The 26,031-nt window shown below is 60.4% G+C and carries 19 protein-coding genes; 11 read left to right on the top strand and 8 right to left on the bottom strand.

Going from position 1 to position 26,031, the window contains the following annotated elements; all coding sequences use genetic code 11:
• Positions 1-130: 130 nt before the first annotated feature.
• The 7 genes from prsT to AC3WW4_RS07780 all read right to left on the bottom strand — a co-directional run bounded on the left by prsT (position 131) and on the right by AC3WW4_RS07780 (position 12,644).
• Entirely contained in the window at positions 131-2,914 is a 2,784-nt protein-coding gene (prsT, locus tag AC3WW4_RS07810) for an XrtA/PEP-CTERM system TPR-repeat protein PrsT (protein WP_488827821.1), read from the bottom strand.
• A 27-nt stretch (positions 2,915-2,941) separates the two neighbouring features.
• Positions 2,942-4,303, bottom strand: coding sequence for a PEP-CTERM-box response regulator transcription factor (gene prsR / locus AC3WW4_RS07805; protein ID WP_488827820.1), 1,362 nt, complete (start codon positions 4,301-4,303; stop codon positions 2,942-2,944).
• Positions 4,300-6,375, bottom strand: coding sequence for an XrtA/PEP-CTERM system histidine kinase PrsK (gene prsK, locus AC3WW4_RS07800; RefSeq protein WP_488827819.1), 2,076 nt, complete (start codon positions 6,373-6,375; stop codon positions 4,300-4,302). The genes prsR and prsK overlap by 4 nt, the downstream gene beginning before the upstream one ends.
• Before the next feature lie 5 nt (positions 6,376-6,380).
• Positions 6,381-7,775 (bottom strand): TIGR03013 family XrtA/PEP-CTERM system glycosyltransferase, encoded by a 1,395-nt coding sequence (locus AC3WW4_RS07795; RefSeq protein WP_488827818.1) that lies wholly within the window; start codon positions 7,773-7,775, stop codon positions 6,381-6,383.
• Positions 7,776-7,845: 70 nt separating this feature from the next.
• Positions 7,846-9,789 carry a hypothetical protein gene (locus AC3WW4_RS07790; protein ID WP_488827817.1) on the bottom strand — a complete coding sequence of 648 codons (1,944 nt, stop codon included), beginning with the start codon at positions 9,787-9,789 and terminating at the stop codon, positions 7,846-7,848.
• Positions 9,790-9,799: 10 nt separating this feature from the next.
• Positions 9,800-11,005, bottom strand: coding sequence for a pyridoxal-dependent decarboxylase, exosortase A system-associated (locus tag AC3WW4_RS07785; RefSeq protein WP_488827815.1), 1,206 nt, complete (start codon positions 11,003-11,005; stop codon positions 9,800-9,802).
• Positions 10,992-12,644, bottom strand: a complete 1,653-nt coding sequence (locus AC3WW4_RS07780; RefSeq protein WP_488827814.1) for an acyl-CoA ligase (AMP-forming), exosortase A system-associated — start codon at positions 12,642-12,644, stop codon at positions 10,992-10,994. The genes AC3WW4_RS07785 and AC3WW4_RS07780 overlap by 14 nt, the downstream gene beginning before the upstream one ends.
• A gap of 36 nt (positions 12,645-12,680) precedes the next feature.
• Between AC3WW4_RS07780 and AC3WW4_RS07775 the strand changes: the two genes are divergently transcribed.
• Genes AC3WW4_RS07775 through AC3WW4_RS07765 form a run of 3 tightly spaced genes read left to right on the top strand, consistent with a single transcriptional unit; the run spans position 12,681 to position 14,653 of the window.
• Positions 12,681-12,935, top strand: coding sequence for an acyl carrier protein (locus AC3WW4_RS07775; protein ID WP_488827813.1), 255 nt, complete (start codon positions 12,681-12,683; stop codon positions 12,933-12,935).
• A 2-nt stretch (positions 12,936-12,937) separates the two neighbouring features.
• Complete coding sequence (locus AC3WW4_RS07770) at positions 12,938-13,780, top strand: hydrolase 2, exosortase A system-associated (RefSeq protein ID WP_488827812.1); 843 nt, start codon at positions 12,938-12,940, stop codon at positions 13,778-13,780.
• 9 nt (positions 13,781-13,789) lie between these two features.
• A complete protein-coding gene (locus AC3WW4_RS07765) occupies positions 13,790-14,653 on the top strand; it encodes a hydrolase 1, exosortase A system-associated (RefSeq protein WP_488827811.1) in 864 nt (287 codons plus the stop codon).
• Between the two features lie 3 nt (positions 14,654-14,656).
• On the opposite strand, the gene AC3WW4_RS07760 is transcribed toward AC3WW4_RS07765, so the two are convergent.
• Positions 14,657-15,652 carry a GNAT family N-acetyltransferase gene (locus tag AC3WW4_RS07760; RefSeq protein ID WP_488827810.1) on the bottom strand — a complete coding sequence of 332 codons (996 nt, stop codon included), beginning with the start codon at positions 15,650-15,652 and terminating at the stop codon, positions 14,657-14,659.
• Positions 15,653-15,843: 191 nt separating this feature from the next.
• Between AC3WW4_RS07760 and AC3WW4_RS07755 the strand changes: the two genes are divergently transcribed.
• Genes AC3WW4_RS07755 through AC3WW4_RS07720 form a run of 8 tightly spaced genes read left to right on the top strand, consistent with a single transcriptional unit; the run spans position 15,844 to position 26,029 of the window.
• Positions 15,844-17,859, top strand: a complete 2,016-nt coding sequence (locus AC3WW4_RS07755) for an acyltransferase family protein (RefSeq protein WP_488827809.1) — start codon at positions 15,844-15,846, stop codon at positions 17,857-17,859.
• Positions 17,860-17,879: 20 nt separating this feature from the next.
• Positions 17,880-19,427 (top strand): right-handed parallel beta-helix repeat-containing protein, encoded by a 1,548-nt coding sequence (locus AC3WW4_RS07750; protein WP_488827808.1) that lies wholly within the window; start codon positions 17,880-17,882, stop codon positions 19,425-19,427.
• On the top strand, positions 19,424-20,776 hold the full coding sequence (locus AC3WW4_RS07745; RefSeq protein WP_488827807.1) for a phenylacetate--CoA ligase family protein: 1,353 nt from the start codon (positions 19,424-19,426) through the stop codon (positions 20,774-20,776). The genes AC3WW4_RS07750 and AC3WW4_RS07745 overlap by 4 nt, the downstream gene beginning before the upstream one ends.
• 1 nt (position 20,777) lies before the next feature.
• A complete protein-coding gene (locus tag AC3WW4_RS07740) occupies positions 20,778-21,752 on the top strand; it encodes a glycosyltransferase family 2 protein (RefSeq protein WP_488827806.1) in 975 nt (324 codons plus the stop codon).
• The gene (locus AC3WW4_RS07735; protein WP_488827804.1) at positions 21,749-23,236 is read left to right on the top strand and encodes a lipopolysaccharide biosynthesis protein; all 1,488 of its coding nucleotides are present in this window, start codon (positions 21,749-21,751) and stop codon (positions 23,234-23,236) included. Before AC3WW4_RS07740 ends, AC3WW4_RS07735 begins: the two co-directional genes overlap by 4 nt.
• A complete protein-coding gene (locus AC3WW4_RS07730; RefSeq protein WP_488827803.1) occupies positions 23,233-24,108 on the top strand; it encodes a glycosyltransferase in 876 nt (291 codons plus the stop codon). Before AC3WW4_RS07735 ends, AC3WW4_RS07730 begins: the two co-directional genes overlap by 4 nt.
• Positions 24,102-25,055, top strand: coding sequence for a glycosyltransferase family 2 protein (locus tag AC3WW4_RS07725; RefSeq protein WP_488829705.1), 954 nt, complete (start codon positions 24,102-24,104; stop codon positions 25,053-25,055). The genes AC3WW4_RS07730 and AC3WW4_RS07725 overlap by 7 nt, the downstream gene beginning before the upstream one ends.
• The gene (locus tag AC3WW4_RS07720; RefSeq protein ID WP_488827802.1) at positions 25,052-26,029 is read left to right on the top strand and encodes a glycosyltransferase family 2 protein; all 978 of its coding nucleotides are present in this window, start codon (positions 25,052-25,054) and stop codon (positions 26,027-26,029) included. Before AC3WW4_RS07725 ends, AC3WW4_RS07720 begins: the two co-directional genes overlap by 4 nt.
• The last annotated feature ends 2 nt before the right edge of the window (positions 26,030-26,031 follow it).

Here is a 26,031-nt window from a genome sequence, read left to right as displayed (position 1 = left end):
TGCCTCAGTTGATGCAATTTTCATACCGCCAGACACATGCATCGGCAAGTAATTGATTTGCATGAGAAAACCCAGGCGGCAATCTCAAAACTTTTGAATCTGACGTTGCACTGTCAAAAATATCGACAAATCAAAGTGACTGCAGCATTTTATCGACCTCAGCCTGGCGGTTGAACTTGTCGCCCAGTTGCTTGAGGGCCTGCAAATTGCTCTTAGCACCTGCCTTGTCCCCGAACTGAATCTGGATCTGCGCCAGGTTGAACTTGTACAGGGGCACCTCTGGCTGGAGTTGCAAGGCGCGCTTCTGCACCTCCACCGCCTGCTTGAAGTTCTTCTCCGATGCCAGCAGTGTCGCCCAGGTGTCAAGAATCGCCGGGTTGTTGGGCGCCAGCTTGTCGGCCTTCTCCACCAAGCTCAAGGCGTCCTTACGACCCAGCTTGCCCGCCACCCAGGCCAGGTTGTTAAGGGTCAGCGGATTGTTAGGCTGCAGGTCCAGCGCTTTTTGATAATGGCCCTCCGCCGCCTTGAGGTCGTTGGCGGCCACCGCACGGTCTCCCATGTACAGTCTGAACGTCAGATCCTTGGGGTGGCTGCTCAGCCAGGAGGTGGCCATGGCATCAGCCTCGCGTTTTTTCTGGGCCACCAGTTGCACCGAATGCAGTTTGACGGCCACATCCGAGGCGTTGGGTGCCAGCTTCAAGGCCTTTTCATACGCAGGGATCGCCGCGGTCCAGTTCCGGGCTGCCGCTTGCACCTCGCCTTCCAATGCATAGCCAATCGCCTCTTGCGGGCGTTGGGTCTGGATCTCCTTCACCATGGCCAAGGCATCCGGCGTCCGGTTGCCGCGCACCGCCAACTCGGTCAACCCTTGCTGGGCGGCCAGCAAATTGGGCTGAATCTCCAGCGCCTTGCGCAGACTCTGCGCTGCGTTGGCCGCATCCTTGTTCGCCATGTAAACCCCCGCCATCCGCAGATGCGGAAGCGCGGACTGAGGCTGTATCGAGGCCATCTTGCCGTAGCTGCTGACAGCCTGGTTGAACTCCTTCGCTGCCACCTGTGCCTGGCCCAGGCTGTCCAGCAACTCGGCGCTCTTGGGCAGGGCCGCGACCGCGTTCTGAGCGGCCGTCAAGGCCACTTTGGGCTCCTGGTTGCGCAGGTGGTGCGCCACCAGAATCTGGCGCGGCAGAACCTCGTTAGGCGCCACCTCGACCGCCTTGCGCAGCAGAGCGGCAACCTCATCCTTGTTGGCGCCGCGCAGGCTCTTTACGCGGGCCAGACCCAGGATGGCCTGCACACTGTCGGGCTTGCGGGCCAGCAGGGCCTCGAAACGCTTTTGAGCCGCTTCAGGCTGCTTTTGCACCAGGTCCAGCTCGGACAATGCGCCGATCGCCGCGAAGAAGTCTGGCGACACCTCAAGCGAATGCTCCAAAGCCTTGCGTGCCCCCGCCACATCGCCCTTTTTCATCAGCACCTGCGCACGCAGATGGCTGGGAATCGGGTCTTCTGGCGGACGCTTCTTCTGCAGCCGGTCAATGGCCTTCAAAGCCTCATCCAGCTTGCCTTGCCCGGCCAGCACGTTGATCATGGCCATGTCGGCCACTACCCCGGTGTCGCTGGCTGCAATGTTTTGCAACTCGCTGAAGCCCGTCTCGGTCTGACCTGCCGCCAGTTTGCTCACCGCCAGCGAGGTGCGCTTCAACGGATCCTTCGGATCCAGCGCGGATGCCTTCGCAAAGTAGCGCTGGGCCAGCTCCTGGTCGCCATGAACCATGTAGGCCTGGCCCGCCACCGACAGCAAAGCGGGGTCGTTGTCAATCTCGTTGAGATTGGCTGGCAAGGTCGCGATAGCCTTGTCCACCTGCCCCAAGCGCAGGTAGGTCATAACCAACATGCGACGCGCCTGCTTCAAATCGGGCGCGGCAGCCAGCGCCTTGGCCAACATGGCCTCCGCCTGCACCAGGGAATTGGACTGCGCCTCGATGGTGCCTGCCAACTCCAGCGCCTGCGGGCTGTTCGGGGTGACTCGCAACACCTGCTGCACCGCCTCTCGTGCCCCCTTCAGATCCTTCTTTTTCAGTGCCAGCTGAGACTGCAGGTACAGCGTGTAAGGTGCAGTCGCCGCCATCTTCTTCAGCGCCTCCAGCTCCGTGGTGGCCTCGGGCAGCTTGTCTTGCGCCATGAGAACCCGCACGATGCTGGCCTGCGCATCGTTGTAGCCTGGCTTGACCTTGACCGCCTGGCGGTACGAAGCCAGCGCCTCATCGGGCCCCTGCTTGCCGAACAGCTGAATGTCACCCCGCAGCTTGTAGGCTTCTTCGCTTTGCGGCGCGACCTTCAAGATCTGATCGATCTGCCCTAGCGCACCCTCAAAGTTTTTGTCCGATGCGATCATCCGGGCTTGCAGGAGCAAGGCAGGCACATAATTGGCTTGGACCTTCAAGGCTTCGGCCAGGCTCCCCTTTGCCAAGTCCGCCTTGCCCTGGGCCAGCCACGCACCGGCCATCAGCGTCTGCAACTCGGCCTGCGCGGCAGGGTCCGCCAGCCGCGTCTGTGCATAGGTCTCGGTGAGCTTCTTGTGCTCGCCCAGGCCAAGCATCACACGTGCCATCACCGGCACGATTTGATCATGTGCGTAGCCGGCATCCTGCGCCTTCTTCAACTCGGTCTGCGCCCCCGAGACATCGCCGGTCGCCAGCAACGCCTTTGCCAGCAGGAAACGTGCTTCAGCCAGATCTGGCTTGGCCTGCAGCGCATTTTTCAGCTGGATGATGGCCGCTGCATGGTCGCTCTTGGCCATGTAGTCCTTGGCGGACTGCGTCAGCTTGATCGGGTCATTGCCACTGCAAGCTGCCAGCACCAGCGACAAGGTCAGCGCAGCAGGCACAGAGCGGAAGACAGATGAGGTGAGCTTCATGTCAGGATCCATTTCGAACACAGTGACTTACTTCAGACCGAGGCGGTGCATCAGGTCGTACAGCGTGGGTCGACTGACCCCCAACAATTCGGCCGCCCGCAAGACGTTACCGTCGACACGCGCCAGGGCGGCGATCACGGCCTTGCGCTCGGCCTCGTCGCGCACAGTGCGCAAATCGAGCGAGCGATCGGCATCATCCTGCTCGACCGCAGCCAAGCCCAGGTCATCGGCGGTGATCTGCTGCCCGTCGGCCATGATGCAGGCGCGCTTGATGCAGTTCTCTAGCTCGCGGATGTTGCCCGGCCAGGTGTGCTGCTCGATGGCGCGCACCGCATCGGCCGACAGCGTCAGCGAGCTGCGCCCGCCTTCTGACGAGAAGCGTTTGACAAAGGCGTGCGCCAGCAAGGCCGCGTCGCCCACACGCTCGCGCACCGGCGGAATGTCGACCACGATCTCGGCCAGGCGGTAATACAGGTCTTCGCGGAAACGCCCTTCGGCGATCAATTGCTTGAGGTCCTGGTGTGTGGCGCAGACGATGCGCACATCCACCGGAATCTCCTGGCGTCCCCCGACTCGCTCGATCACGCGCTCTTGCAAAAAGCGCAGCAGCTTCGATTGCAAGGGCAGCGGCAGGTCGCCGATTTCATCGAGCATCAAGGTGCCGCCATGGGCGGTTTCGATCTTGCCAACCGTGGTTTTGACCGCCCCCGTGAACGCCCCCTTCTCGTAACCAAAGAGCTCACTCTCGAGCAAGTTGTCAGGAATGGCGGCGCAATTGATGGCGACGAACTTGTTGGCCTTGCGGCCACTGCTCTGGTGCAGGCCGCGCGCCAGCACTTCCTTGCCGGTGCCACTCTCCCCCAGCAACATCACGGTGACGTTGCTGCTGGCCACTTTCTCGATGGTGCGGCACACCCGCAACATGCCCGGGTCTTTCGTGATCAAGCCCGCCAGTGCGTCAGGCGTCTGCATGCTTTGCAGGCGGCGGTTTTCGGCCTGCAACTCGGCCAGGCGGAAGGCGCGCTCCACCGTCAGCGCCAGCACCTCGGGCTCAAAGGGCTTGGCCAGAAAGTCATAGGCACCCATCGCGATGGCCTTGAGGGCGTTGGCCTGGCCGTTCTGCCCGGTCAGCACAATGACCTTGGTGTCCGGCTCGGCCGCCAGAATCTGCTCAAGCAACTTGAAGCCCTCAGACACCGAATCGGCATCGGGTGGCAGCCCCAGGTCCATCGTGACCACGGCGGGCACAAAGCGGCGCAGTTGCACCATGGCACTTGGGCGGTCGTCGGCCGTGACCGACTCGAACTGGTCGAGTGACCATTTGATCTGCTTTTGCAAGGCCAGATCGTCTTCAACGATCAGCAATGTGTTTGCCTTGTCCGTGCTCATGCACCCTCTCCGCTGAGTATGTTGCCGGGTTGCACCACCTCCATCACAGGAAGCAGCAAGGTCACGAGGGTGCCCTCGCCTTCCTTGCTCTCGACCGTCATCTTGCCACCCAACTCTTGTATGTATTGCAGGCTCTCATACGCCCCGATGCCCATCCCCGCGACCTTCGTGGTTTGGAAAGGTTTGAACAATCGGGTTTGCACGAATTCGTCGCTCATGCCCACCCCATTGTCACCGACCTGCAAGCTGGCGTGGCTCCCAAATCGGTGGGACTTGACCCAGACGTCGCGCCCGTGCTGCTCTGTGGCGTCGAGGGCGTTCTGAATGAGGTGACCCACCACGCGTTTCAGCCGCTCAGCATGCCCGCGGGTGAAGACGTCTGGCTGAAGGTCCAGCCGCACGGTGCGACCCCGGCTTTCAGCCGAACTGGCCCATTCCTGAGCGATCGCGCCCAGGTCCACTCCGACAGCGCCGCCTGAGGGCGCCGCGCCCTCGCGCAACTGCATCATCAACTGCTTCATGCGCTCCAGCGAGTTCTCGACCGTCATCAGCATGTCGGCCTGGAACTCCGGGTTGTGTTGCAGGCGCTTGGCGTTCTTCACCATCAGCGACAACTGGGTGACGATGTTCTTGAGGTCGTGCACCACAAACGCCGACATGCGGTTGAACGCATCAAACTTGCGAGACTCGAGCAAGGCCTCGGTGGCCTGCATCTGGGCCAGAAAGCTGGCGGCCTGAGCCGCCGCCGTCTTGAGCAGGTCGGTCACTTCCCAGTTGAGCTCCAGCTCCGTGCGCGGCTGAGCCAGCAAGACAAAGCCCAATTGCTCCCCCCCAATGGGCAGGGGCACCAACAACCAGGCCTGCTTGAGCTCCCGCAACCAGTCAGGCAGGGTCAGGCCCTCATAGCGTTGCGGATGGTACTGGAACTCCTTGAGGTCGATCACCCAGCCGGTGCGCTTCATGAACTGCGCCAGCTCCGAGCTCAGCGGCTCCATGGCCGTGGACTGCGGGACATTCCAGCGGGCCACCTGCACGAAATGGCTGTGTTCGGCGTTGAGCAGCCACAAGGCCCCTGCCGGGCTTTCCACCATGTCAGCCAGACCACGAATCACATGCTGACTGAGCTCCTGAGGCTGGGTGTGGCTCGTCAAGGTGCGGGTGAACTTGAGCCACTCCTCTCGGTAGTCGTAGCGGTAGCGCAGAAAGTGTTTGCCCAGCCACACCCGCACGCGCGCCCGCAAGGTGCCCGAAAGCCCCAGAGCCACCAGCGCCACCACGGCCAGGAAGACCAGGGCCACCTGCAGCACCCGCCCCCAATGCCCGCCAAAGTAGCGTACGTAGTAGCCCAGCGACGAGATGAACAGCAGGTAGAGCCCGGCCATCATCAGCGTGGCCGAGTGGAACACCACCTGACGTGACACCTGGATCTTGGAGATCCAGTTGCGATGCCGCGCGCTGGGCAAGATCAGCAGGGGCACCATCAAGGCGTGGACAAAACCGCGTGCAGCGGCCACGTCCTCGTCCACGCCGTTGAACAAAGCTGCTTCCGAAAACAGGTACACATCGAACAACAGGGTGCCGGCCAGCCCCAGACAGATGGGCTTGGCGCTCCAGCGCGCATCGGCGGGCAGGTTGCGAAACAGCTGCTCGATCAACACCAGGCCGAACACGGCCAGCACCGTCATGGGCATGAAGTGCGGCGTGAGGGCGGCCACGACCGTGAGCGCAATCGCCACCCCCGCCAAACGGCGAACCAGGCTGCTTTGGTCGCCACCATCCCCACGGGCCGTACCCAGCAGATGCAGCACAAACGCAAACCACAGACCGTAGCGCGCCACATCCAGCCAACGCGGCAACCACAGCCAAAGCCCCTCAAGCTGCAGATGATGAACGGCAGGGACGCTCCACGCCCAGACCACCGAGGCCATCGTTGCCGGCAAGATTGCCTGTGTGGCCCGGTGCCCCGCGGTCTGCCGCCCTCGCTGCCAGAGCAGACGTAGCGTCAGCATCAGATAGGCCAGACCGGCCAGCGCCTGCCCCGCAACCGTCAACAGGTCGGCATCCAATGGCATGAGGTTTACTGCGCGCCTTTGCCGGTCAGCACCACACCCACGGTTTCAAACAGGATCACGAAGTCCAGGAACAGGGAGTGATTCTTGACGTAGTACAGGTCGTATTGCAGCTTCTCGGTCGTGTCGGAGAGCGAGCCCGCATAGTGGTAGCGAACCTGGGCCCACCCCGTCACGCCGGGCTTGACACTGTGCCGTACCGCATAAAAGGGAATGTCGCGGGCCAACTGTTCGACAAAATACTGGCGCTCAGGACGTGGCCCCACCAGGCTCATGTCGCCCTTGAGCACGCTGAACAACTGCGGCAACTCATCAATGCGCACCTTGCGGATCACGCGCCCGACGCGGGTCACACGGCTGTCGCCGGCCTGAGCCCACTGGGGCACGCCGTCCTTTTCGGCATCGGTGCGCATGCTGCGAAACTTGACCACGTGAAAGATGCGGCCGTGCAAACCCACCCGCTCCTGGCGGTACAGAATGGGCCCTGGGCTGTCGATCCGGATGACCAGCGCGGTGATCAGCATGATCGGCAGGCTCACCAGGATCAGCAGCAGGGCCCCCACGATGTCAAAGCATCGCTTGACCAGCGTGCGGATGAGATCCTGGTTGAAGCCCTCGCCAAAAATCAAATAACCTGCCGACATCGCGTCCAGGCGAATCTGACCGAGCTTCTGTTCGAAGTGCCGGGCGATGTCCATCACACGCACGCCCTGCAGCTTGCAATCGAGCAACTCGCGCATGGGCATGCTGCCCCCCCGACGCTCGGTGAGAGCCACCACGATTTCGTTGACGTCATGGTCACGCACCACATCCGTCAGGCTGCGACCAGGCACCACCCGCTGCGCCTCAGGGACTGAGATCTCGCTCTCATTCGGACTGGCAAAGAAACCGACCACCTGCACATTGGGGTCAGACTGCTGCAGGGACTCTGCCACCGACCTTGCGCGCTGGCCTGCGCCGTAGATCAGCACACGTTGCACCGTCATGGCGCGCGGCAATGTCTCGAACGACAGCTCACGCCAGATCATCACCAGCGACATGGTGACCGCCAGCATGGCAAAGGTGGCCACGAGGTTGTACCCCTCGTTCAATTGCAGCAACACCACCAGCACGAAGGCGACCACGCACGAGACGCCCCAGGCGAGCACAGCGCGCGTGCGCATCACCCCCTTGGCGAATGAGCGGCTGTACTCATACAGTCCCAAAGCACCATTGACCATCGCAAAGGCCGATGCAACCACGCCCCCGATGAACACCGCCTCGGCCATCACCTCGGAGGCTCTGGCATTCGGCCCGCGCTGCAACCACAAGGAGATGGCCGAAACCACCCCTATCAATACCGCCTCACAGACAACCTGCAGCACAGTTCGTCTGTGAAAGTAATGCCCAAACACCTTGATCATTTTTAATTCTTCCCTGTCTCTCACAACAGCTGACAACGCACACGTTGTAAACCAATTGTTACAGCCCATTCTAGGCAGATCTGTCGCGTAACACACCCCCCCAAAGCGACGATATGAGCAACAAGCTGCCGCTTAAAAATGACAGCCGGGGCAACTCCGTCACACTGATGACACAAAGCAGAGCACTGCATGACACGATACCTCCCAGTATCGGCAGCAACCATGTCTCACCCATGAAACAGCGCCTGCATACGTGCCAAAGTATGCAACCCACCCACATCACATGGGCCAAAGATCCTAGCAGGCCACGCTCGACCCACAACTCCATGAACAAATTGTCGGCATGCCAGGGGCGAAAATATCCCATGGTCACAAAATACCAGCCGTTGAAGCCGTCAGAAAAATCCGCATGGTGCAAAACGACCTGATTCACGGCGTTCCGAATATCCCAACCCCACACCTCGACGGCGCGATCGACTTGCATGACCGACAAGGTCGCCATGCCCTCTCTGTAACGTGCCGCCCCGGAGAGACCACCGAGCTCAGGCCCGCTCATCGGCCACGCCAGCACCTGTACCGGCCCGGGCTGAACCGTTCCCACGGCCTCTTGGCATCGGAGCTCATACAACAGGTGCCGTTCACACAGACGAAAACGCAAGCGGGTCGCCTCCGTGGCGCGAACGGTCAGACGCACCACGTGTAGGCCGGGCGCCAGCGGCACCCGGCGCGCCAGCGCAAAGCGGCCCACCAGCTCCGGAGAGGCCTGCGGCCCCAGCAGACGCACCGCCGCCACCGCCGGCTCGCCAGGCCATGACACGGACCCCGGCATGGCCGGCCCCGTTGCCAGGGCGCTGTGACGCGCGGGCAAGCGCCCCTGCCCTATCCCCCACCACCAGTCGTCTCGCTTTGCGAGCAAGCCATACATGGACTGCCAATGCGCCCATCGACTCTGCACATCCACACTGGTGTTCGAGAGGCGGTCTGACGCAAATTGACCGGCACCCACCAAGCCCAGGGCCTCTACCAGCAAACCTGCCACCAACCACCGCTGGGCGCGCTGTCGCCACGCCAGCGCCTCTTTCCGTCCCAGGGACAGGCGCCGCCACAGCCACCACATCAGCGCACTGCCGCCCGCAAACACGCCGGCCAGGCCTCGCGAATACGTGGTGACCACCACGTACACCAGCACCACCAGCAGGGAGGCGGCCAGCCCCCACTGCCACGTTGTTCGGGCTCGCCACAACGCCCACCACGCAAAAGGTGCCGTCATCGCCAGGTAGACATCAATGGCACCACCGCCCACGTGCATCTCCCAGAACCAGGCGGTGGTACGGTAGTCGCTGCTCAGGTCCCAAAGACCGATGTACACCGCTCGCTCCCACACGGCCAGGCCACACACCACAACCAAGCCGACGAGCAGTCCCCCATGCAAGCTGCGGATCGCCTGATAGGGCGAGCGGCGATAGAGCGCACGCAGCCAGGGCGCGATCAGCACCAGGGCCACCATGCTTTTGGCCACCCGCCAGACGTTACCCGTGCTGTCATAGCCGTCCCACAGCAGATCGGGTGCACTGGCGCCCGCATCAAGCCATCCCCGCCAGGCCGACACCGCCCAGGTCAGCAGCACAGCGCCCCATGCCAGTTGCACGGGCCACCCCACGGCAAGCCGCAGGACTCTGACGTGTGGGCCAGGGACACGCGGCAAGGCACACGACCATCTCAGCCACGCCTCATGCGCATAGCCACCGCCCAGTACCAGCAAGAGCAGCACATCGAATTCGTCGGTCACGCGCCAGCCGCTCCAGATGCTCAGGCTGGCCACCGGCAACAGGCCCAACAAGGCCATCAGCCCCCAGTAGGGCCGAGCCGCAGACATGATCGCCACACCTGCCGCCACCAAGGCCCAGGGCACCGACAACAAGGGATGGATGCCGATCAAACCGAACGCCAACACCCAGAGACTCAACGCTGCCGCCCCCAGCAAAGCTGCGGACCACGGGGCGCAGCGGCTCATGGCCCCCGCCTCACACCAGCATCTCCACGCAAGGCGGGTGCCCCAGGAAGGCCTGAGGGCTGGCCGTCGCGCCATAGGCCCCAGACTGGAAGATCACGACCAGGTCGCCCTCGCTCGCCTTCGGCAGGGTCACCTTGTGCGCCAACACGTCCAGCGGTGTGCACAGGGGCCCAACCACACTGACCTGCTCCAGCGCCGACTCTGCCAGCCGGTTGCCCAGGGCCACCGGATAGTTGCGCCGCAAGACCTGCCCGAAGTTGCCGGTAGCCGCCAGGTGGTGATGCAGGCCCCCATCGGTGACCAGAAAGACTTCCCCTCGGGACACCTTGCGATCCAGCACCCGGGCTACATAAATGCCCGCCTCGCCCACCAGAAAGCGCCCCAACTCAACCACCAGGCGTGCCTGCGGCCAGTGCCCGTGCAGACGCTGCTGCGCAGCCAACAGGGCCGCCCGCACAGGCGCCACATCCAATGGCTGCTCACTCGGAAAATAAGGAATGCCCCAGCCGCCGCCCAGATTGACCTGCCGGACCGGCCCCGGCAACACCGCCTGGAGCGTCAACAGCATGTCCAGCGATCGCTCGATCAGATCGGCCAGCAGCTCGGCCTTGAGTACCTGCGACCCGGCGTACACATGAAAGCCTTCGAACTGCAAACCCGCCTGTGCGATGCGCGCCAGCAGCGCCGGAACCTGTTCCAGGTCGACCCCGAACACCTGAGCCCCCCCGCCCATGCGCATGCCCGCCCCCCGCAACTCGAAGTCCGGATTGACACGCACGGCCACGCGCGCCGGCAGCCTCATCTCCGCAGACAGGCGCACCAGCAGATCGACCTCGCGGAAGGATTCGACGTGGAGCAAGGCGCCAGCGGCAACCGCCTGGCGCAACTCGCCCTCGCGTTTGCCCGGTCCCGCAAAGCTGATGTGCGCCGCTACACAGCCGGCATCCAGGGCAGCGGACAATTCACGGCCCGATGCCACATCCATCCCGTCCACCAAAGGTGCCAGATGCGACAGCAACGCAGGCATGGGGTTGGCCTTGATGGCGTAATGCAGTTGCACTCCCTCTGGCAATACCGCCCGCACCTCGGCCACGCGCTGCCGAATCAAACCACGGTCGTACGCATAAAACGGCGTCTGCCCGACCCGCTGGGCCAGGCGCTGCAAGGGCACGCCGCCTACGCACAACTGCCCCTCGGACACTTCAAAGCCGCGCATCGTCTCTCCAGCGTTGACGGTCAAACTTGCCATTCGGATTGCGGGGCAAGGGTGATGCCACCCACACCACCTCCCTGGGCACCATGTAAGCGGGCACCAGTTGCCTGAAATGGCTCAACAAGACTGCGGTCTGTGCCTCTCTGGCACCTGCCTCACACTCACCATGCACCACCAGACGAATCACGCTGCCCAAAGCCTCATCGGCCACCGGCACGGCAACGGCCTCGCGGATGCCCGCGTGTGCCATCGCCACCTCTTCCACCTCGGTCGGGCTGACCCGGTAGCCGGAGGTCTTGATCATCTCGTCGCGGCGGCCCACGAAATACAGAAAACCCTCGGCGTCACGACGCACCGTGTCGCCCGAGAACACCGCCATTTCCGGCGCCGCGGCGCCCTGCCCTGCCCTGCCCAAACCGCTCGGCAGGGGTTTGAAGCGCTCGGCCGTGGCCTCCGGCCGCTGCCAATACCCCAGGGCCACCAAGGGGCCGCGCTGCACCAACTCGCCCGACTCATCGTCATCACACAGGCTGCCGTCATCTCTGAGCACCAACACCTCGGCGTTGGGAATGGCTTTGCCGATGGCATCAGGGCGCTGACTCACCTCTTGAGGTGACAAGTAGGTGGCGCGAAAGGCCTCGGTCAGGCCGAACATCAGATAAGGCAAGGCCGAGGGCGCGCGCACCTGCATGGCCGACAACACCGAGCGCGGCAACCGCCCCCCGGTATTGGCCCAATAGCGCAGATGTTGTGCTGCCTCAGGCGGCCAGTCGAGTGTGGTCAGTTGGGCGTACAAAGGCGGCACAGCCGTCAAGGCGGTCACACGGTAGCGCGCCATCGCCCGCACCACATCCATGGGCAACAGATAGTTCAAGAGCACCACCTGCGCGCCCACCAGGAAAGCCGTGGTGAGCTGACTAAAGCCAGCATCGAAGGACAAAGGCAAGGCCGCCAGCAAGACGTCATCTGCACGGTTGCCGAGGTAAGCGGCCACGCTGCCAGCACCGGCTAGCAGATTGCGGTGCGACAGCATCACGCCCTTGGGCAAACCGGTGCTGCCCGAGGTATAAAAAATGGCGGCCAGATCGGTTTCGAGGGCTCGGCCGGGGGCAGCTTCGTCCGCCTGAGGCTTCATCGCACACACGGCATCGGCCGATACGTACGCGACAGGCCCGCTGGCCCGCGCCGGTGCGCCCCCCACCTCAGCCAAATCTGCACCACAGCCCACGACGCAACGCAGGTCGGGACACGCTTCGCCCAGCGCAGCCCACGTCGATTGCCGGCTGGCAGGGCTGATCAGCAGCACCACGCCGCAGTCGTGCAAGATGTGTTGAACTTGGGCGGACTTAAGCAGGGGGTTGATGGGCACAAGCACACCCTGCGCCCGCGTGACCGCGAACATGGCTGCCACCGTATCGGGTTGCTTGTCGGCCACCACCGCCACCCGCTCGCCGGGTTGCAGGCCCAAGGCGCGCAAGCCTTGCGCCCACGATGCAATGCGCGCCTGCAAGGCCGCATATTCCCAGCGGGTATCCCCGGATGTCAGCGCCACCTGCGCAGGCCAGCATTGAGCGGCACGCGCGGGCAAATCATGCAGCAATACCGGAGGAAGCCCCCCCCTGAAATCGGGCGCCAAAGTCATGAATTGATGTTACGGCAGAAACTCTAGAATGCAGGCATGGACCTCATGAAACATGTACTCAGGGTGCTCGATGAAGCCCTGCATTTGCAGGAGAAGGCATTGGCCTTTGATGTCAATACCCCCTTATTGGGGAGTTTGCCGGAATTGGACTCCATGGCGGCCGTGGCCCTGATCACAGGATTGGAAAATCATTTTGGCGTCACCTTTGACGAGGCCGATCTGAATGCTGACACTTTTGCCACGGTCGGCAGTTTGTGCCGTCTGGTTCAGGCTTATGTGAGCCCACCCTGAACATGGCCGACCTGCCCGACGCCTTCTTCCTGCCCACGCGCAGCGGATCGCTGTTTTGCCTCTACCACTCCCCAAAAGGACCCGTGCAGCGCGGGCAGGTGCTGCACCTGCATCCGTTTGCCGAAGAGCTCAACACTTGCCGGCGCATCAGCGCGCAGTTCGCGCGGGCGCTGGCCGCGGCAGGCTACGCCGTGCTGCAGTTCGACATGTACGGCTGTGGCGACAGCGAAGGCGATTTTGGCGATGCAACATGGACCACCTGGCTGAACAATGCCCACGATGCCTTGGACGAGCTGAATCGGCGTGCGGGTGAGCCCACGGAGGCGGCACCTTTATGGATGTGGGGCGTGCGCAGCGGGGCCTTGCTGTCCGCCAACATGCTCGCGAGCATGGACACACCGTGTCACCTGTTGTGGTGGCAACCGGTTGTCAGCGGGTCGCAAGTGCTGCAGCAGTGGTTGCGATTGGATGCTGCGAGGGAGTGGTTGAGCAAAGACAAGGAGCGAATGGAAGCGGCGCCCACGCTGAGCGAACAACTCAACCGGGGACAGGATGTGCATGTGGCTGGCTACCGCATCACACCGGAGATGGCACGTGAGCTGAACACACGGCATATGACCCCGTTCCCGCCGTTGTCCACCGCCCAGCCCACCAAGCTGGTTTGCGTGGAACTTTGCGCGTCCCCCTCCCCTCCGTCACCTGGCATCACGCGTCAAACGAACATCTGGCAGGCAGCGGGTTGGCATCCTCACGTGCAAAGCGTCACCTGCAGCGCCTTCTGGCAACAGTTCAGCAACACGGAGCCCGCAGATCTGATTCATGCAAGTCTTGCCTGCCTCACATGAATGCCGCCCATGCCCGCACACGACATGACGCCCTGCACTGAGACACCTGTTCCGATCCTGACCCAGGCGTCGGCAGCGTGGGGCATCGTGTCCGCCCCGCACGTGGCGGCGTTCGATACCGGGGTCATCATCGTGACGGGTGGCCTTCAATACCGCGTGGGCGCTCACCGTCAGTCCGTCCTGCTTGCCCGGCAACTGGCCTCAGCAGGGTTCCCCACCCTGCGGTTCGATCTCGCAGGGCTCGGGGATGCGCACGGCCAAGTCAGCGACTTTGAGCATCTGGCGCCGCAACTGAGTGCGGCGGTAGATGCCCTGAGCACACAGGGCTCGACCGTGAAGCGCGTAGTGCTCTGGGGCTTGTGCGATGGCGCATCAGCGGCCCTGCTCTACTGGCGCATCAGCAATGACCCGCGCATTGCTGGCCTTTGCCTGGTCAACCCATGGGTACGGTCAGACACGGGGCTGGCTCGCACGCACATCAAGCACTACTACGGACATCGCCTGACCGAATGGTCGTTCTGGCGCAAGCTGCTGGCCGGTGGGGTTGGCCCCCGAGCCATTGGGCAACTGCTTGGCAACCTGAGAGCCAGCCTCAACAGGCAGGATACAACGCAGAGTTTTCAGCAAAACATGGCCCAGGGATGGCAAAACTTTTCCGCCCCCATCCTTTTGTTGATCAGTGAACGAGACCTGACTGGGCAGGAATTTTTGGATCACGCCCGCACCGACAAGGCGTGGCAGGGATGCCTGCAAAAGGGAAACGTGCAGCAACACATCATGCCCGGCGCCGATCACACATGCGCCACACCAGGCGGACATGAACTGCTGGGGCAACTGACTCAACAGTGGTTGCTGAGTCGGTTCAAGAGCTGAGACTCACAGGGCTCTGAATCTGGCTGCGGAACGTCGGTACAACTTGCCCACCCCATGCCTCGCCCAGGCCAGGCATCCGCGCAAACGGGACTTGTCAAATGCGATCAAGCCCACCCGCTCACGCCGATGCGACATCCAGTCCTTCTTGTAGCCGTCATCTCCCGTGAGGTAGTCGACCTCATGCACGCGGTCCACATCCATCACATGCCGCATCAGCGCTGCCGTCAGTACGGACCCCACCGAGAAGCGTTCGTACCCAGACTGGTACGCCAACTTGAAAATGTGCGCCTTGCCACCCGTGACAATCCACACTTGGGCTGCGACCACCTTGCCTTCCAGCCATAACAGCCCCAATCGCAAACTCCCCTGATCGGCGGCCATTCGAATCAGCCCGGGCATGAATGCCTGATGAGGCTCAGGCTCCTTCCAGCTGTGTGCATATACACGCTGGTAGGCAATCACTGCGGCATCCAACGCCGGAGACGGGGTAGTCAGAACTTCAACATGCCACACGTGCGCCCGGTCCAGTCGCCGCCTTGCGCGTTCGACCGTATTGCGCAACTGCGCAGGGCGTTTCAACCAGTAGGACTCGAACCCCCCGGGCTCACTGGGCAAGTACCAATTACCAAAGCAAAAAAACCGATCCACGCTATACCCGCATGCGCGCAGGCCCGCTTCCATACCGCGGATGAACACACCATCGGCATCCATGGGTTGAAGACGAATGACGGCGGCGCCCGGGAGACGACGTATACGCCGTGCCAGATCACACCAATCGACGCCCTCTCGCGAGTCGATGCTCCAAACGGGTTCATAGAGACTGCTGTAGTAATTGCTCAATGCCAGCAAGGGCCCACGGGCGTCAAGCTGCATCAAATGCAGTCGGCCAGCGGACCCACCGGCACCCGCCTGATGTATTTCGATCGAATAGGAGGCGGCAGGCGGCCGCGCCAGGCCGTAGCGTTGCAAATTTTCGAACCAGGCTTCAGTGGCGAACACGTGTTGGACTCGCAGTGCGAATGCCTGGATTGTGCAGCAGGGAGAGGAGTCGCCTCACACCGCCACGTCCCCCATACTTTGCCCATTGGCCCCCACCATAAGGGGGGGCATCCCCCTCGAAAACCCCAGTACAGTGAGTGAGAAGAGGTAAATCAAGTTCATCCGAGATGAACCTTCATTCAGGCGTCACCATGCACCAGAAATCCGGCTTTCGACTCGACATCAACGGCTTGCGCGCCTGGGCGGTCGTTGCCGTCATGCTGTATCACTTCGAAATCCCAGGATTTCGTGGCGGATTTGTGGGCGTCGATATATTCTTCGTCATTTCAGGCTTCCTGATGACCGGCATCGTGAGAAATGGCCTTCAAAAAGAAACCTTTCTTTTTATTGAATTCATTTCCGCAAGAGCCCGGCGCATCGCTCCGGCATTGATGGTACTCTGCGCAGCACTGATGACCCTGGGTTGGTTCACATTACCCCCAGCGGATTACAAATCACTTGCCAGCCACTCGGTCTACAGCCTGTTATTTGTTTCCAATATTGAATATTGGCTCAGCGCCGGCTATTTCGACAGCACTTCCCACGAGAAATGGCTTCTTCACACCTGGTCACTTTCCGTGGAGTGGCAGTTCTATCTTATTCTGCCTGTCCTGCTATGGGCTGCATGGAAGGCACGGCCCGGACTCCGATTTCAGGGATGGACCATTGGTGCATGTTTGCTGGCATCCCTGTGCGCCGCCCTGATACTGAGCCCGCGCGACAATACTGCATCATTCTATCTGATACACACCCGCGCGTGGGAATTATTGGCTGGCGGCGTCTTGTGTCAGCTTCGACCTGAGGGTGTATCACCTCGATGGCGGAAAATATTGGCACTCTCAGGATTGAGCCTGATCGCCACATCCATTGTTTCATTCTCGCCTGAAACCTTATGGCCGTACTTCTGGACGATTGTGCCAGTCGCGGGCACCATGCTGGTTATTTTTAGCAACCAGCGGCTGGCTTTTACCCATCACCCGCTTGCACAATGGATAGGTGAACGCTCCTATTCGCTCTACCTGTGGCACTGGCCTGTGTTCGTCGTTCTGGTCACACTGGAATGGAGAGATCGCCCCTTTGCCGTCCCGGCAGGCCTGATCACAGCCACCCTGTTGGCAGCGATGTCCTATCGCTTCGTAGAACTACCCAGCCGAATATTTCTGGCGAAGCACAGCGCCAAGGCCAACATCGTGCAGATCGCCTCAGCAGCAGCGGTGGTCAGCATGGCCGGCCTCATGATCTGGAAGGTGCAGGGAGCCCCCTCTCGGCTACCCGAAGCCGCCAAGCTGATCATGGCAGAGCAGCAGAAGCTCCCTACCCGAGCGCAGGAGTGCGAAGGTACTTTTGGCGTGGCGACACCCTTGTGTGAGTATGGGCAAGCTCAGCGCAAAATTTTGATCGTTGGCGACTCTCATGTTCAACCCATGCTGTCAGCCGCGACCGCCGCACTGCCGAATGTCACGTGGATCCCGATCAGCTATGTGGGGTGCCCTTTCATTCAAGGCCTCAAATTGAACGCCCACGCGACGCCAAAGCGCCATCTTGAATACAACTGCGAAGCGCACAACCAGTGGGTTCAGGAAACCATATCTAATTCCCCATCAAGCTACCCCATCTTGCTGGTTGGCCGGTATGCCATCCAGGCATTTGGCGTAAACGAAACGGGGCTCCACCAAGGCATTCCTCTCGGCTACATTTCACAGTCGACCCAGCAGCCAACACCCGAGTCCATCAATGAACTAGCGATGGCTCTGACCAACACTGCATGCGAATTGGCTCGTCATCGGCAGGTTTTCATGCTTCGCCCAACCCCCGAAATGACAGTCAACGTCCCCACAACAGCCATACGCCGCATCATGTTCGGCACCCCCACGGATATTCATGTTTCAATGAGCGAATATTTAGCAAGAAACGAATGGGTTTGGAAAGCACAAAATGCCGCCAAGGAAAAATGCGGCGTGGTGATCCTCGACCCCACCCCGGCATTTTGCCCAAACAATCAATGTCAGGCGATTGTCGACGGCCTGCCTGCATACAGGGACCACAATCACCTCAGCGAACACGGCAGTCGACTTCTCATCCCAACGCTCAAGCTCATTGCTGGGCATGTCCCCCCCAAGTTGGACGACCGAGTCTCGGTCACGCACACAACACCCGTCGCCAATTGACCGCCCAAGTCTGAGAACTGATGCCACGCCCCAAACAAAAACGCAGATCCAGGCCAAGTATCTGGCTGGCTTTGATCATCGGAGTCGCTCTGCTTTTGGCAATCGCGATGCTTTTGTCGCGTGAGTCCAAAACTGGCTACTCAGTGTGGGAGGAAATCAACTATCGAACCTCTGGCGAGTTGATCCGCTACACGCTGGAGCGACTTGAGGGGCACCCAACTTTGGAAAAAATTGGCCGCCCTGTCCTTCACAGATTGCAACGTGACATCGAAAGGCCAGAAGTCACTCCGCGCGCCCTGATTGACCAGCTGGGCAAGGGTCAGCAATCTCGCTCGTTACCGGTTCAAACGTACACAAGGGACGGCAGACCACGCCCGGTCAACATCAGCCAGCCAAACCTCGGTGTCACTGCAGAGGCCTCAGCAACAGCAAGAGAGATCATTTGGGTTCATGACGCAAGCGAGTTGAAGGCTGTCATTGCACGCGCCCTTCCGGGCCAAACTATCACGCTCCAGCCTGGCAGCTACCGGCTGAGTGGCTGGCTCCAGCCGCAGCATGACGGCACGGTCCTCGCGCCGGTCATCGTTCGTGCAGAAACACCTGGAACCGTCGTCATCAAGATCGACTCCGGCACCATTCATCAAGATCGGGCCTTCTGGATCTACGAAAACCTGGTCATTGAGGGGCACTGCGATGTCGAAAATGGCCCTTGCGAGCACGCATTCCACGTGGTCGGAGCCGGCCGCAACGTCGTCATTCGCAACAATCTCATTCGCAACTTCGCCGCACACATCAAGGTCAATGGCGAACGTGGGCAATTTCCGGATGACGGCCTGCTTCAATTCAACACCCTGACCAATGACAAGGCATATGGATATGGTTCCTTGACCCCATTGGATCTGGTCGGCGCCAGCCGTTGGGTCGTCGCAGACAATCAGGTCAGCCACTTTGTGAAGCACTGGGGCAAGAACGCCTCCTATGGCTTATTCATGAAAGGTGGCGGCGAAGGTGGGCGCATTGAGCGCAACATTCTGGTCTGCACCACCGATGGCAACATTTCGTACTTTGGTTCTCGCGTTGGCATTTCCCTCGGTGGCGGCCTCACAGAAAAGCCTTTCTGCCCAGACAAAGAATGCATTTACGAACACAAGGGAGGTCTCGTCATCAACAACGTCATCATGAACTGCAATGATTTCGGCATCGATAACAACCGCGCGATCCGATCCGTGATCGCCCACAACACGGTGATCAACACCTACGGCATCGGTATCCGAGGCATTCCCTCCGATGCGGAGGTGTATGGCAACGTCGTCGATGGTGCCATCAATGCGCGCCGAGGCGGCACTCTGGTCAGCGACCATAACTTTCAGCGCAGTATCCTTGGGCGTATCCACGCCCCCTTCCAGCTTGACTTCAGCTGGAGCGATGCACCGAATCCTGTGCCCACGCACCCGATGGTCACGGATGACTTTTGCGGAGCTCCGCGCGCAGCCAGCTCTTTGCCGGGCGCCTTCGGTCGTGCCACCGCTTGCCACGACCTGACGCCCGCAACACGTCAGTATCCATGAGTCAGCTCCTTCACAACCTACTTATCACGGCTTCTGTGCCACGGCGCATTGCCCTCTTTCGCTTGATGCAGGCCAGAACGGGCTGGACCCCGGACGACATTCGCGCCTATCAGGAGCAACGCCTCCGAGACATCATTGCTTACTGCTGGCGGCACGTCCCCTTTTATCGGGATCACTGGTGCGATGCCATCAGTGACCCGCATGAAATTCAGACAATTGCGGACCTCCAGAAGCTCCCCATCCTCACCAAAGATCATGTGCGGGAGCATCTTGACACGCTGGTCACGACCGACCCCAGTGTGAAGAGCACGGAAGCGCGCACGGGCGGCAGCACCGGCCGCCCCATCATATTCCGCATGACCTATCACGATGAGCAACTGGCCTGGGCTCACATGTACATGGGCTGGTCCTGGGCAGGTTATCGGGTTGGTGACCCTTTCCTGATTGTCGGCGGCGAGTCCGTCGGCATCGGTTTGGGCGATAAACGCTCGCTTGCAGACAAGGTCATGAACCGCTGGGTCACCAGCGGATCCAACCTCACGCTGGAGCGCACGCGTGCCCTCACACAGGCGCCGCACTTTCATCAGATCAAGCTGATTTATGGCTATCCCAACTCCATCAAGGAGTTGTGTGAACATCTCGCACAACTGGGGACGCGTCCTGCCGCGCTCAAGGGCGTGGTCTGCACAGCTGAAGTGATGTTGCCTGAAGTCCGGCAACGCATTCAGGACGTATTGGGCGTCAAAGTCCTAGACCAGTACGGCCTCAACGATGGGGGCTTGCATGCCTGCGAGGGTCCTGAGCAAGACGGACTGCACCTGTCCTTCCACCGCGGGATTCTGGAGATCCTGGATGACGGGGATCAGCAGATCCACAGCCTGAAAACGACCGGTCGGGCGGTGGCCACGCTGTTCTCCGACAAGGCCATGCCCTTCATCCGCTACGAAACCGGAGACCGGGTCCATTGGCACAGCTTTGAAGCCTCCCCTTCCGGCGTGCATTGGCCACGCATCGGCCCCGTCGATGGCCGTACCGGAGATGTGCTTCACTTCCCGAGCGGGAGGAAGGTTCCCATGCCGGGTCTGACATTGGTCATGCGCTGGATAGAGGGTTTGTCCAGCTACCAGTTCATTCAGTCAGAAGCGGACATGATCCGTGTGCGCCTCGACCAGGGTACAGGTTTCACCATGAGCGAAGAGCAGGTGCGCCAGTTCCTGCAAAACAAGATTGGCGATGAAGTCACATGGCAGATCGAGTGGGGTAAACCTGAGCTAACCCAGAACGGCAAGCTGCTCATCATTCGCAACGACTGGCTCAAGCGCCAGTCACAGGCCCCCTTGAATTGTTGACATGTTCAGTCTCATCATTCCGGCTTACAACCGTGGAAGTCTACTGCCGCAAACCTTGCGCAGTGCCCTTGAGCAAACCGTCCCTTTCGACGAGATCATCGTGGTGGACGATGGCTCCACCGATGACACGCCCCAGGTGGTTGCCCAGTTCGCTGATCGCGTGCGATACATTCGGACCGCGAATCAAGGCGTACAAAAGGCCCGCAATGTGGGGGTGGACGCTGCGCGGTCTGCGCGCGTGGCTTTCTGTGATTCAGACGACCTGCTGGACCCTGAGTATGTGGAAGTCATGTGGGCCTGGCTTGCGACGCGCCCTGATACCGACGTCACCTACACAAATTTTTCAACGTTCGATGCCCGCCCCTGGTACCCGGACAAATTCTTCGCCGCTCCGGCAGACTATTTTGATGGCGTTGAAGTAGATCAAGGGTTCTATGTCAACGATCCTGACCTTTACATCAAATCGATTCGATACCCCTGCATGTGGGTCACTGGCATGACAGTCAAGACCACGTTCTACAAGAGAATCGGGGGGTTTAATCCGTCTTTCAGGAGCGTGGTGACAGAAGATTGGGAGTTCAACTTGCGGTCGATTGCAAGTGGGCGAGTCGCCTTGCATCGACGCCCGCTGGCACGCGTGAGGTACCACTCCGGCAGCCAGTCTGACCACACTGTGCGCATGCATCTGGGCGCAGCACAGGTTCTGACGTTCTGCTTGACCCATCACCCACACGCCGCCCGTCACAAAGCACAGATTCTTCACGCGATTGAGCAACATAGTGCCCAGGCTTTCAATGCGGCCTTTGCCTCTGGCGACTTTTCACACGCGAGGCAAGCGCTTGCTCAACCACATCTTGCGCTGTCGGGCTCCAAATTCAACATGAAAAAGTGCATCGTGGAATTCCCGAACCCACTGAGAAAAGCCGCCTGGCAACTGACGCAGTGTTTGTCTCCGCTCCAAAGAAAGACTGCATGACCGTCAATGCCCCCGCGCCGGTTGAGGATCCAAAGGCATCGCTGATCAAGGGCGCCATCTGGGCACTGGGTATGCGCTGGTCCGTCAAAGGTATCGGCTTGCTCAGCACTTTCATTCTGGCCCGTTTTCTGGCACCGCAAGATTACGGTGTGGTCGCCCTGGCTTTTCTGGTCGTGGGATTGGTGGATGCTTTCCTCAACGCAGGATCCAATCAGGCACTCGTGAGAATCGGCAATCCAGACACCGATCAGATCAACTCCGCTTGGACCTTGCGCGCCATGCAGGGCGTCGTGATGGCCCTTGTGCTGGCGGTGCTGGCGCCATTTGCGGCGCAGTATTTCACTGAACCGCGGGTTCAGAACGTTTTGTGGATTGTGGCCGGCGGGATGGCCTTCATGGGTTTTTCCAACATCGGCATGGCACTCGCCTACCGTGATCTTCAGTTTGGCGTCGAATATCGCTCCGCCGTCTTCACCAAGATCATATCCGCTGCCTTCACACTTGGAACGGCACTGTACTTTCGAGATTACCGTGCTTTGGTGTGCGGCATCATGGCAGGGTATGTGTGTGAGTTCTTCTTAAGCTATCGCCTGCACGCATACCGACCAAAATGGTGCATTTCTCGGATCCCTGAAATCTGGCAAATTTCAAAGTGGCTGCTCACCACCGGGATTGGAAATTTCGTCCTCAAACGAACCGACCAGATCATCGCAGGCAAAATTGGCAACACACAAGAATACGGTCTGTTCACGGTCGGCGCAGACATAGGACAGCTTCCCACGGGGGAGTTGGGTCCAACCCTCACCCGGCCTTTGTTTCCGATCCTCGCATCCATGCAGTCAGACTGGGAGCGAGCCAAGAGCGCCACCTTGCGCACGCTCTCCACCGTCAACGCGATCACGATCCCCATGGGGTTTGGATTGGCTGCGGTCAGCCAAGAGGCCACGCGCGTGTTGTTGGGGCCGCAGTGGTTGGAAGCGGCGCCCTTTGTCGCCGGTTTCGCCATGATCGGAGTTGTCCAATACCTCACCGGCCCCCTCAACACCCTGATGAACGTGGCGGGGCACGTCAAGGTTCAAAGCAAGATCGTGTGGCTTGAGTTCGTCGTTTTTGCACTGCTGGCCCTTGCTCTCACCCCCACCTACAAACTGATCGGACTGATGTTGGCCAGACTGCTCAGCGGCTTGGTACACGCTTTCTTGGTGATTTTTGCCACCCGCAAACACATGCACCTCCCCGTCCAACAATCACTCACGACATACGTGCGGCCTCTGATAGGTAGCTTGCTCATGTATGCCCTCCTGACGTCCTTCAACGTCAGCCACATCGCTGGCATTGAACTGACAGTGAAGGTCGTCATCGGTGGCGTGTTCTACACCTGTTGGATTTTGGGTACCTGGGTCCTGGTACATAAACCTGATGGCATTGAAACCATGATTCTTGCAACGATCACGCGTGTCCTGGGTCGCTGGAGAACCGCATGAACATCTATGGCTTCATGCTCGTGAAAAACGAAGCCGACATCATCGCGCAGACCATCGAGTCCCTCCTCCGTTTTGGCGGTTTCACCCACATCTTCTTGTTTGACAATGGTTCCACCGACGAGACCTTGTCGATCGCCAGTCGTTACGCCGGACCCACGCTCAGCGTGAGCGTGCTGCCCACCCCATTCAGCGACAACCTCAAGTTCGAAACGGTGTACCAACACCGCCACCTGATGCACGACGGCGACTGGTTTGCCATCCTGGATGCTGACGAGGTGTATGCCGAGCCTCTTCAACCCGTATTGGATGAGGCGGTCCGGGAGGGTGCCAACTTCGTCGAATGCAAGTCAGCGCAGTTCTACTTCACCGATACCGAAGAAAACTACGCCTTCGACCCAACCAAGCCAGCCATCGAGCAGCGTCGCCACTACCTGGTGAACTACGGTGAGCCACGTGTTTTTCGCTACGACGCCAACACGACACTCACCGCCGATGTGGTCAAACAAAGAGTGCCTGGTTTGACCAAAGCGTCACGACAGTTTCTGATTCACCATTTCCAGTTTCGGTCTGATCAGCAGACCCAAAAGCGCATCGACATCCGCAGACAGAACAACCAGCATTCGCACAACTGGGGGCACATCAACTCCGACCAATGGCGAGATTACCTGGTGCCTCATCAGCACCTGCATCGGTATGACGGAGAGATCCGCTATGGCCTGCCTACAAGCGCGAACCTTTACAAGATCAAGGACAACGCTGCTTACACGATGGCCAATCTGAAGTGGCTTCAGCGGCAAGCCGATCTGACCCCGGCTCAGGAAGGTTTCATGTCTGCCGGCCTGCTCAAAAAGATCATCCGCAAAGTATGGTGAACACACAGCACAAACGGGTCTGCATCAGCATCCTGAACTGGAACAACGCCCCGGAAACCATCGACTGCATCCAGTCGCTTGGCAAGCACGATGACATGGCCCTCGAAATCATCGTACTGGACAACGGCTCAAGCGATGACTCGGCCGATGTGCTCTCGCGCACACCTGGGATCACGTTGATGACGTCGGATGTGAACCTGGGCTTTGCAGGGGGGCATAACTTCGTGATGCGCCATGCCCTTGAGCAAGCCTTTGACTATGTCTGGCTGTTGAACAACGACGCCTGCGTCGAACCGGAGTGCCTACCCCGACTCCTGGCGGCCATGGAGGCAGACCCGGCCATTGGAGCCGCCAGCCCAGTGATTCGAGACAAGGCTGCCCCCCATCAGGTTCAGCATGCACTGAGCCTGCTCAACGGCATGGGAACGGGAGTGGTCGAGTACCCGGATCTTCAACAAGCTGCCAACATGCAGAAAGCCCACCCCGATAAGATCATTCTGTGGGGCACCGCGCTGCTGCTCAAACGCAGCACCATCGAACAAGTGGGTTTTCTGGACGACAAGCTCTTCGCCTATTCGGAAGACACCGACTACTCCTTGCGCTGCCTTCGTCATAAGCTGAAAAATCATGTGGTACTGAATGCCGACATCCGCCACGATGCCCCGCCGCATCCCCGAAAGCCCCATTACTACTACTACACACAACGCAATGCGATCCTGATGTGGCGAAAGTACGTGGGCATTGCTCAACTGGCTCGCGTGGTTCGCTGGAATGCCAGACTGGCACATGAGCAACTGCAGCGCTTGCAAGACAACCCCGCAGCGCAGACCGCGATCAAACTGGGCATCTGGGATGGGTTGACCGGAAAAGGTGGCGCCTTCCTGCCCCAGCGAGCGCTGCGCGCCCACCAAAGTTTCATTGTTCATTCCTTGTTGGCGCTTGCATGACAACGGTACTCATCAGCATCCTGAACTGGAACGGCGCCGACAAAACCCTCGACTGCGTGCAATCGGTGCGGCGTTCCATCCTACCCGGCACGCTGCAATGTGACATCCGCGTGGTGGACAACGGGTCCGGGTCGGCGCAGGTGGAGACGCTGAAGGCGGGTCTCCCGTCTGAAGTGGAGTTGGTCGTGAACCCGGTGAACACCGGTTTCACTGGTGGGCAAAACCTCAACATTCGCCATGCGCTGGCACACGGTTACGACTACGTTTTCCTGCTGAACAACGATACCGTCGTTGACCCTCGGGCGATTGCCGAAGTCATCCACGAAATGGGCAGCGATCCACGCTGTGGCGCCGCATCACCCGTGATTGCCCGCCTGGGCAACCGCGGCATTGTTGACTTCTGTGGCGCGATCCATGAGTGGCGTAACATCGATACATTGCGGCCGTCATCGCTGGCCGAAGCCCCCCGTTTTCTGGCCGACCACGCCGACCAAGTCTGGGCTGTCGGTACAGCCTTGATGCTCAACGTCACCGCCCTGCGTGAGGTCGGTGTGCTGGATGAGCGCATGTTCGCTTACTACGAAGACGACGATATGGGTGCCCGGCTCATCGCTGGCGGATGGCGCACCCGCATCGTCTTGAATGCCGTGGTCGAACACGCCTGTTTCGACGGCGACATGTACCAGCGTCAACCTTACTTTTTTTACCTGATGACGCGCAATGCGATCTTCTTCGCCCTCAAGCATGTGCCCAGCGGTTATCGAAGGGGGCTGCGACTTCGCTACATCGATCGCTCCCTCGTGATGGCCGAGAAGCTCTACTCCCAAGGGCAAGCAAGCAAAGCACAAGCCTGCCTACGGGGTCTGGCAGATGGTTTGGCTGGACGCGGCGGCCCTCCCGTGCTGGACCGCCCTGTCCCCTTGTGGATTCGCGCCCTGCGCCCGTTGAGTCGTGCGTGGAATGCACGTCGCTGAGG

Source organism: Aquabacterium sp. TM01 (genome assembly GCF_057808345.1).
The sequence above is the reverse complement of the archived record's forward strand: the minus strand, read 5'-3'. Positions and strand labels throughout refer to the sequence as shown.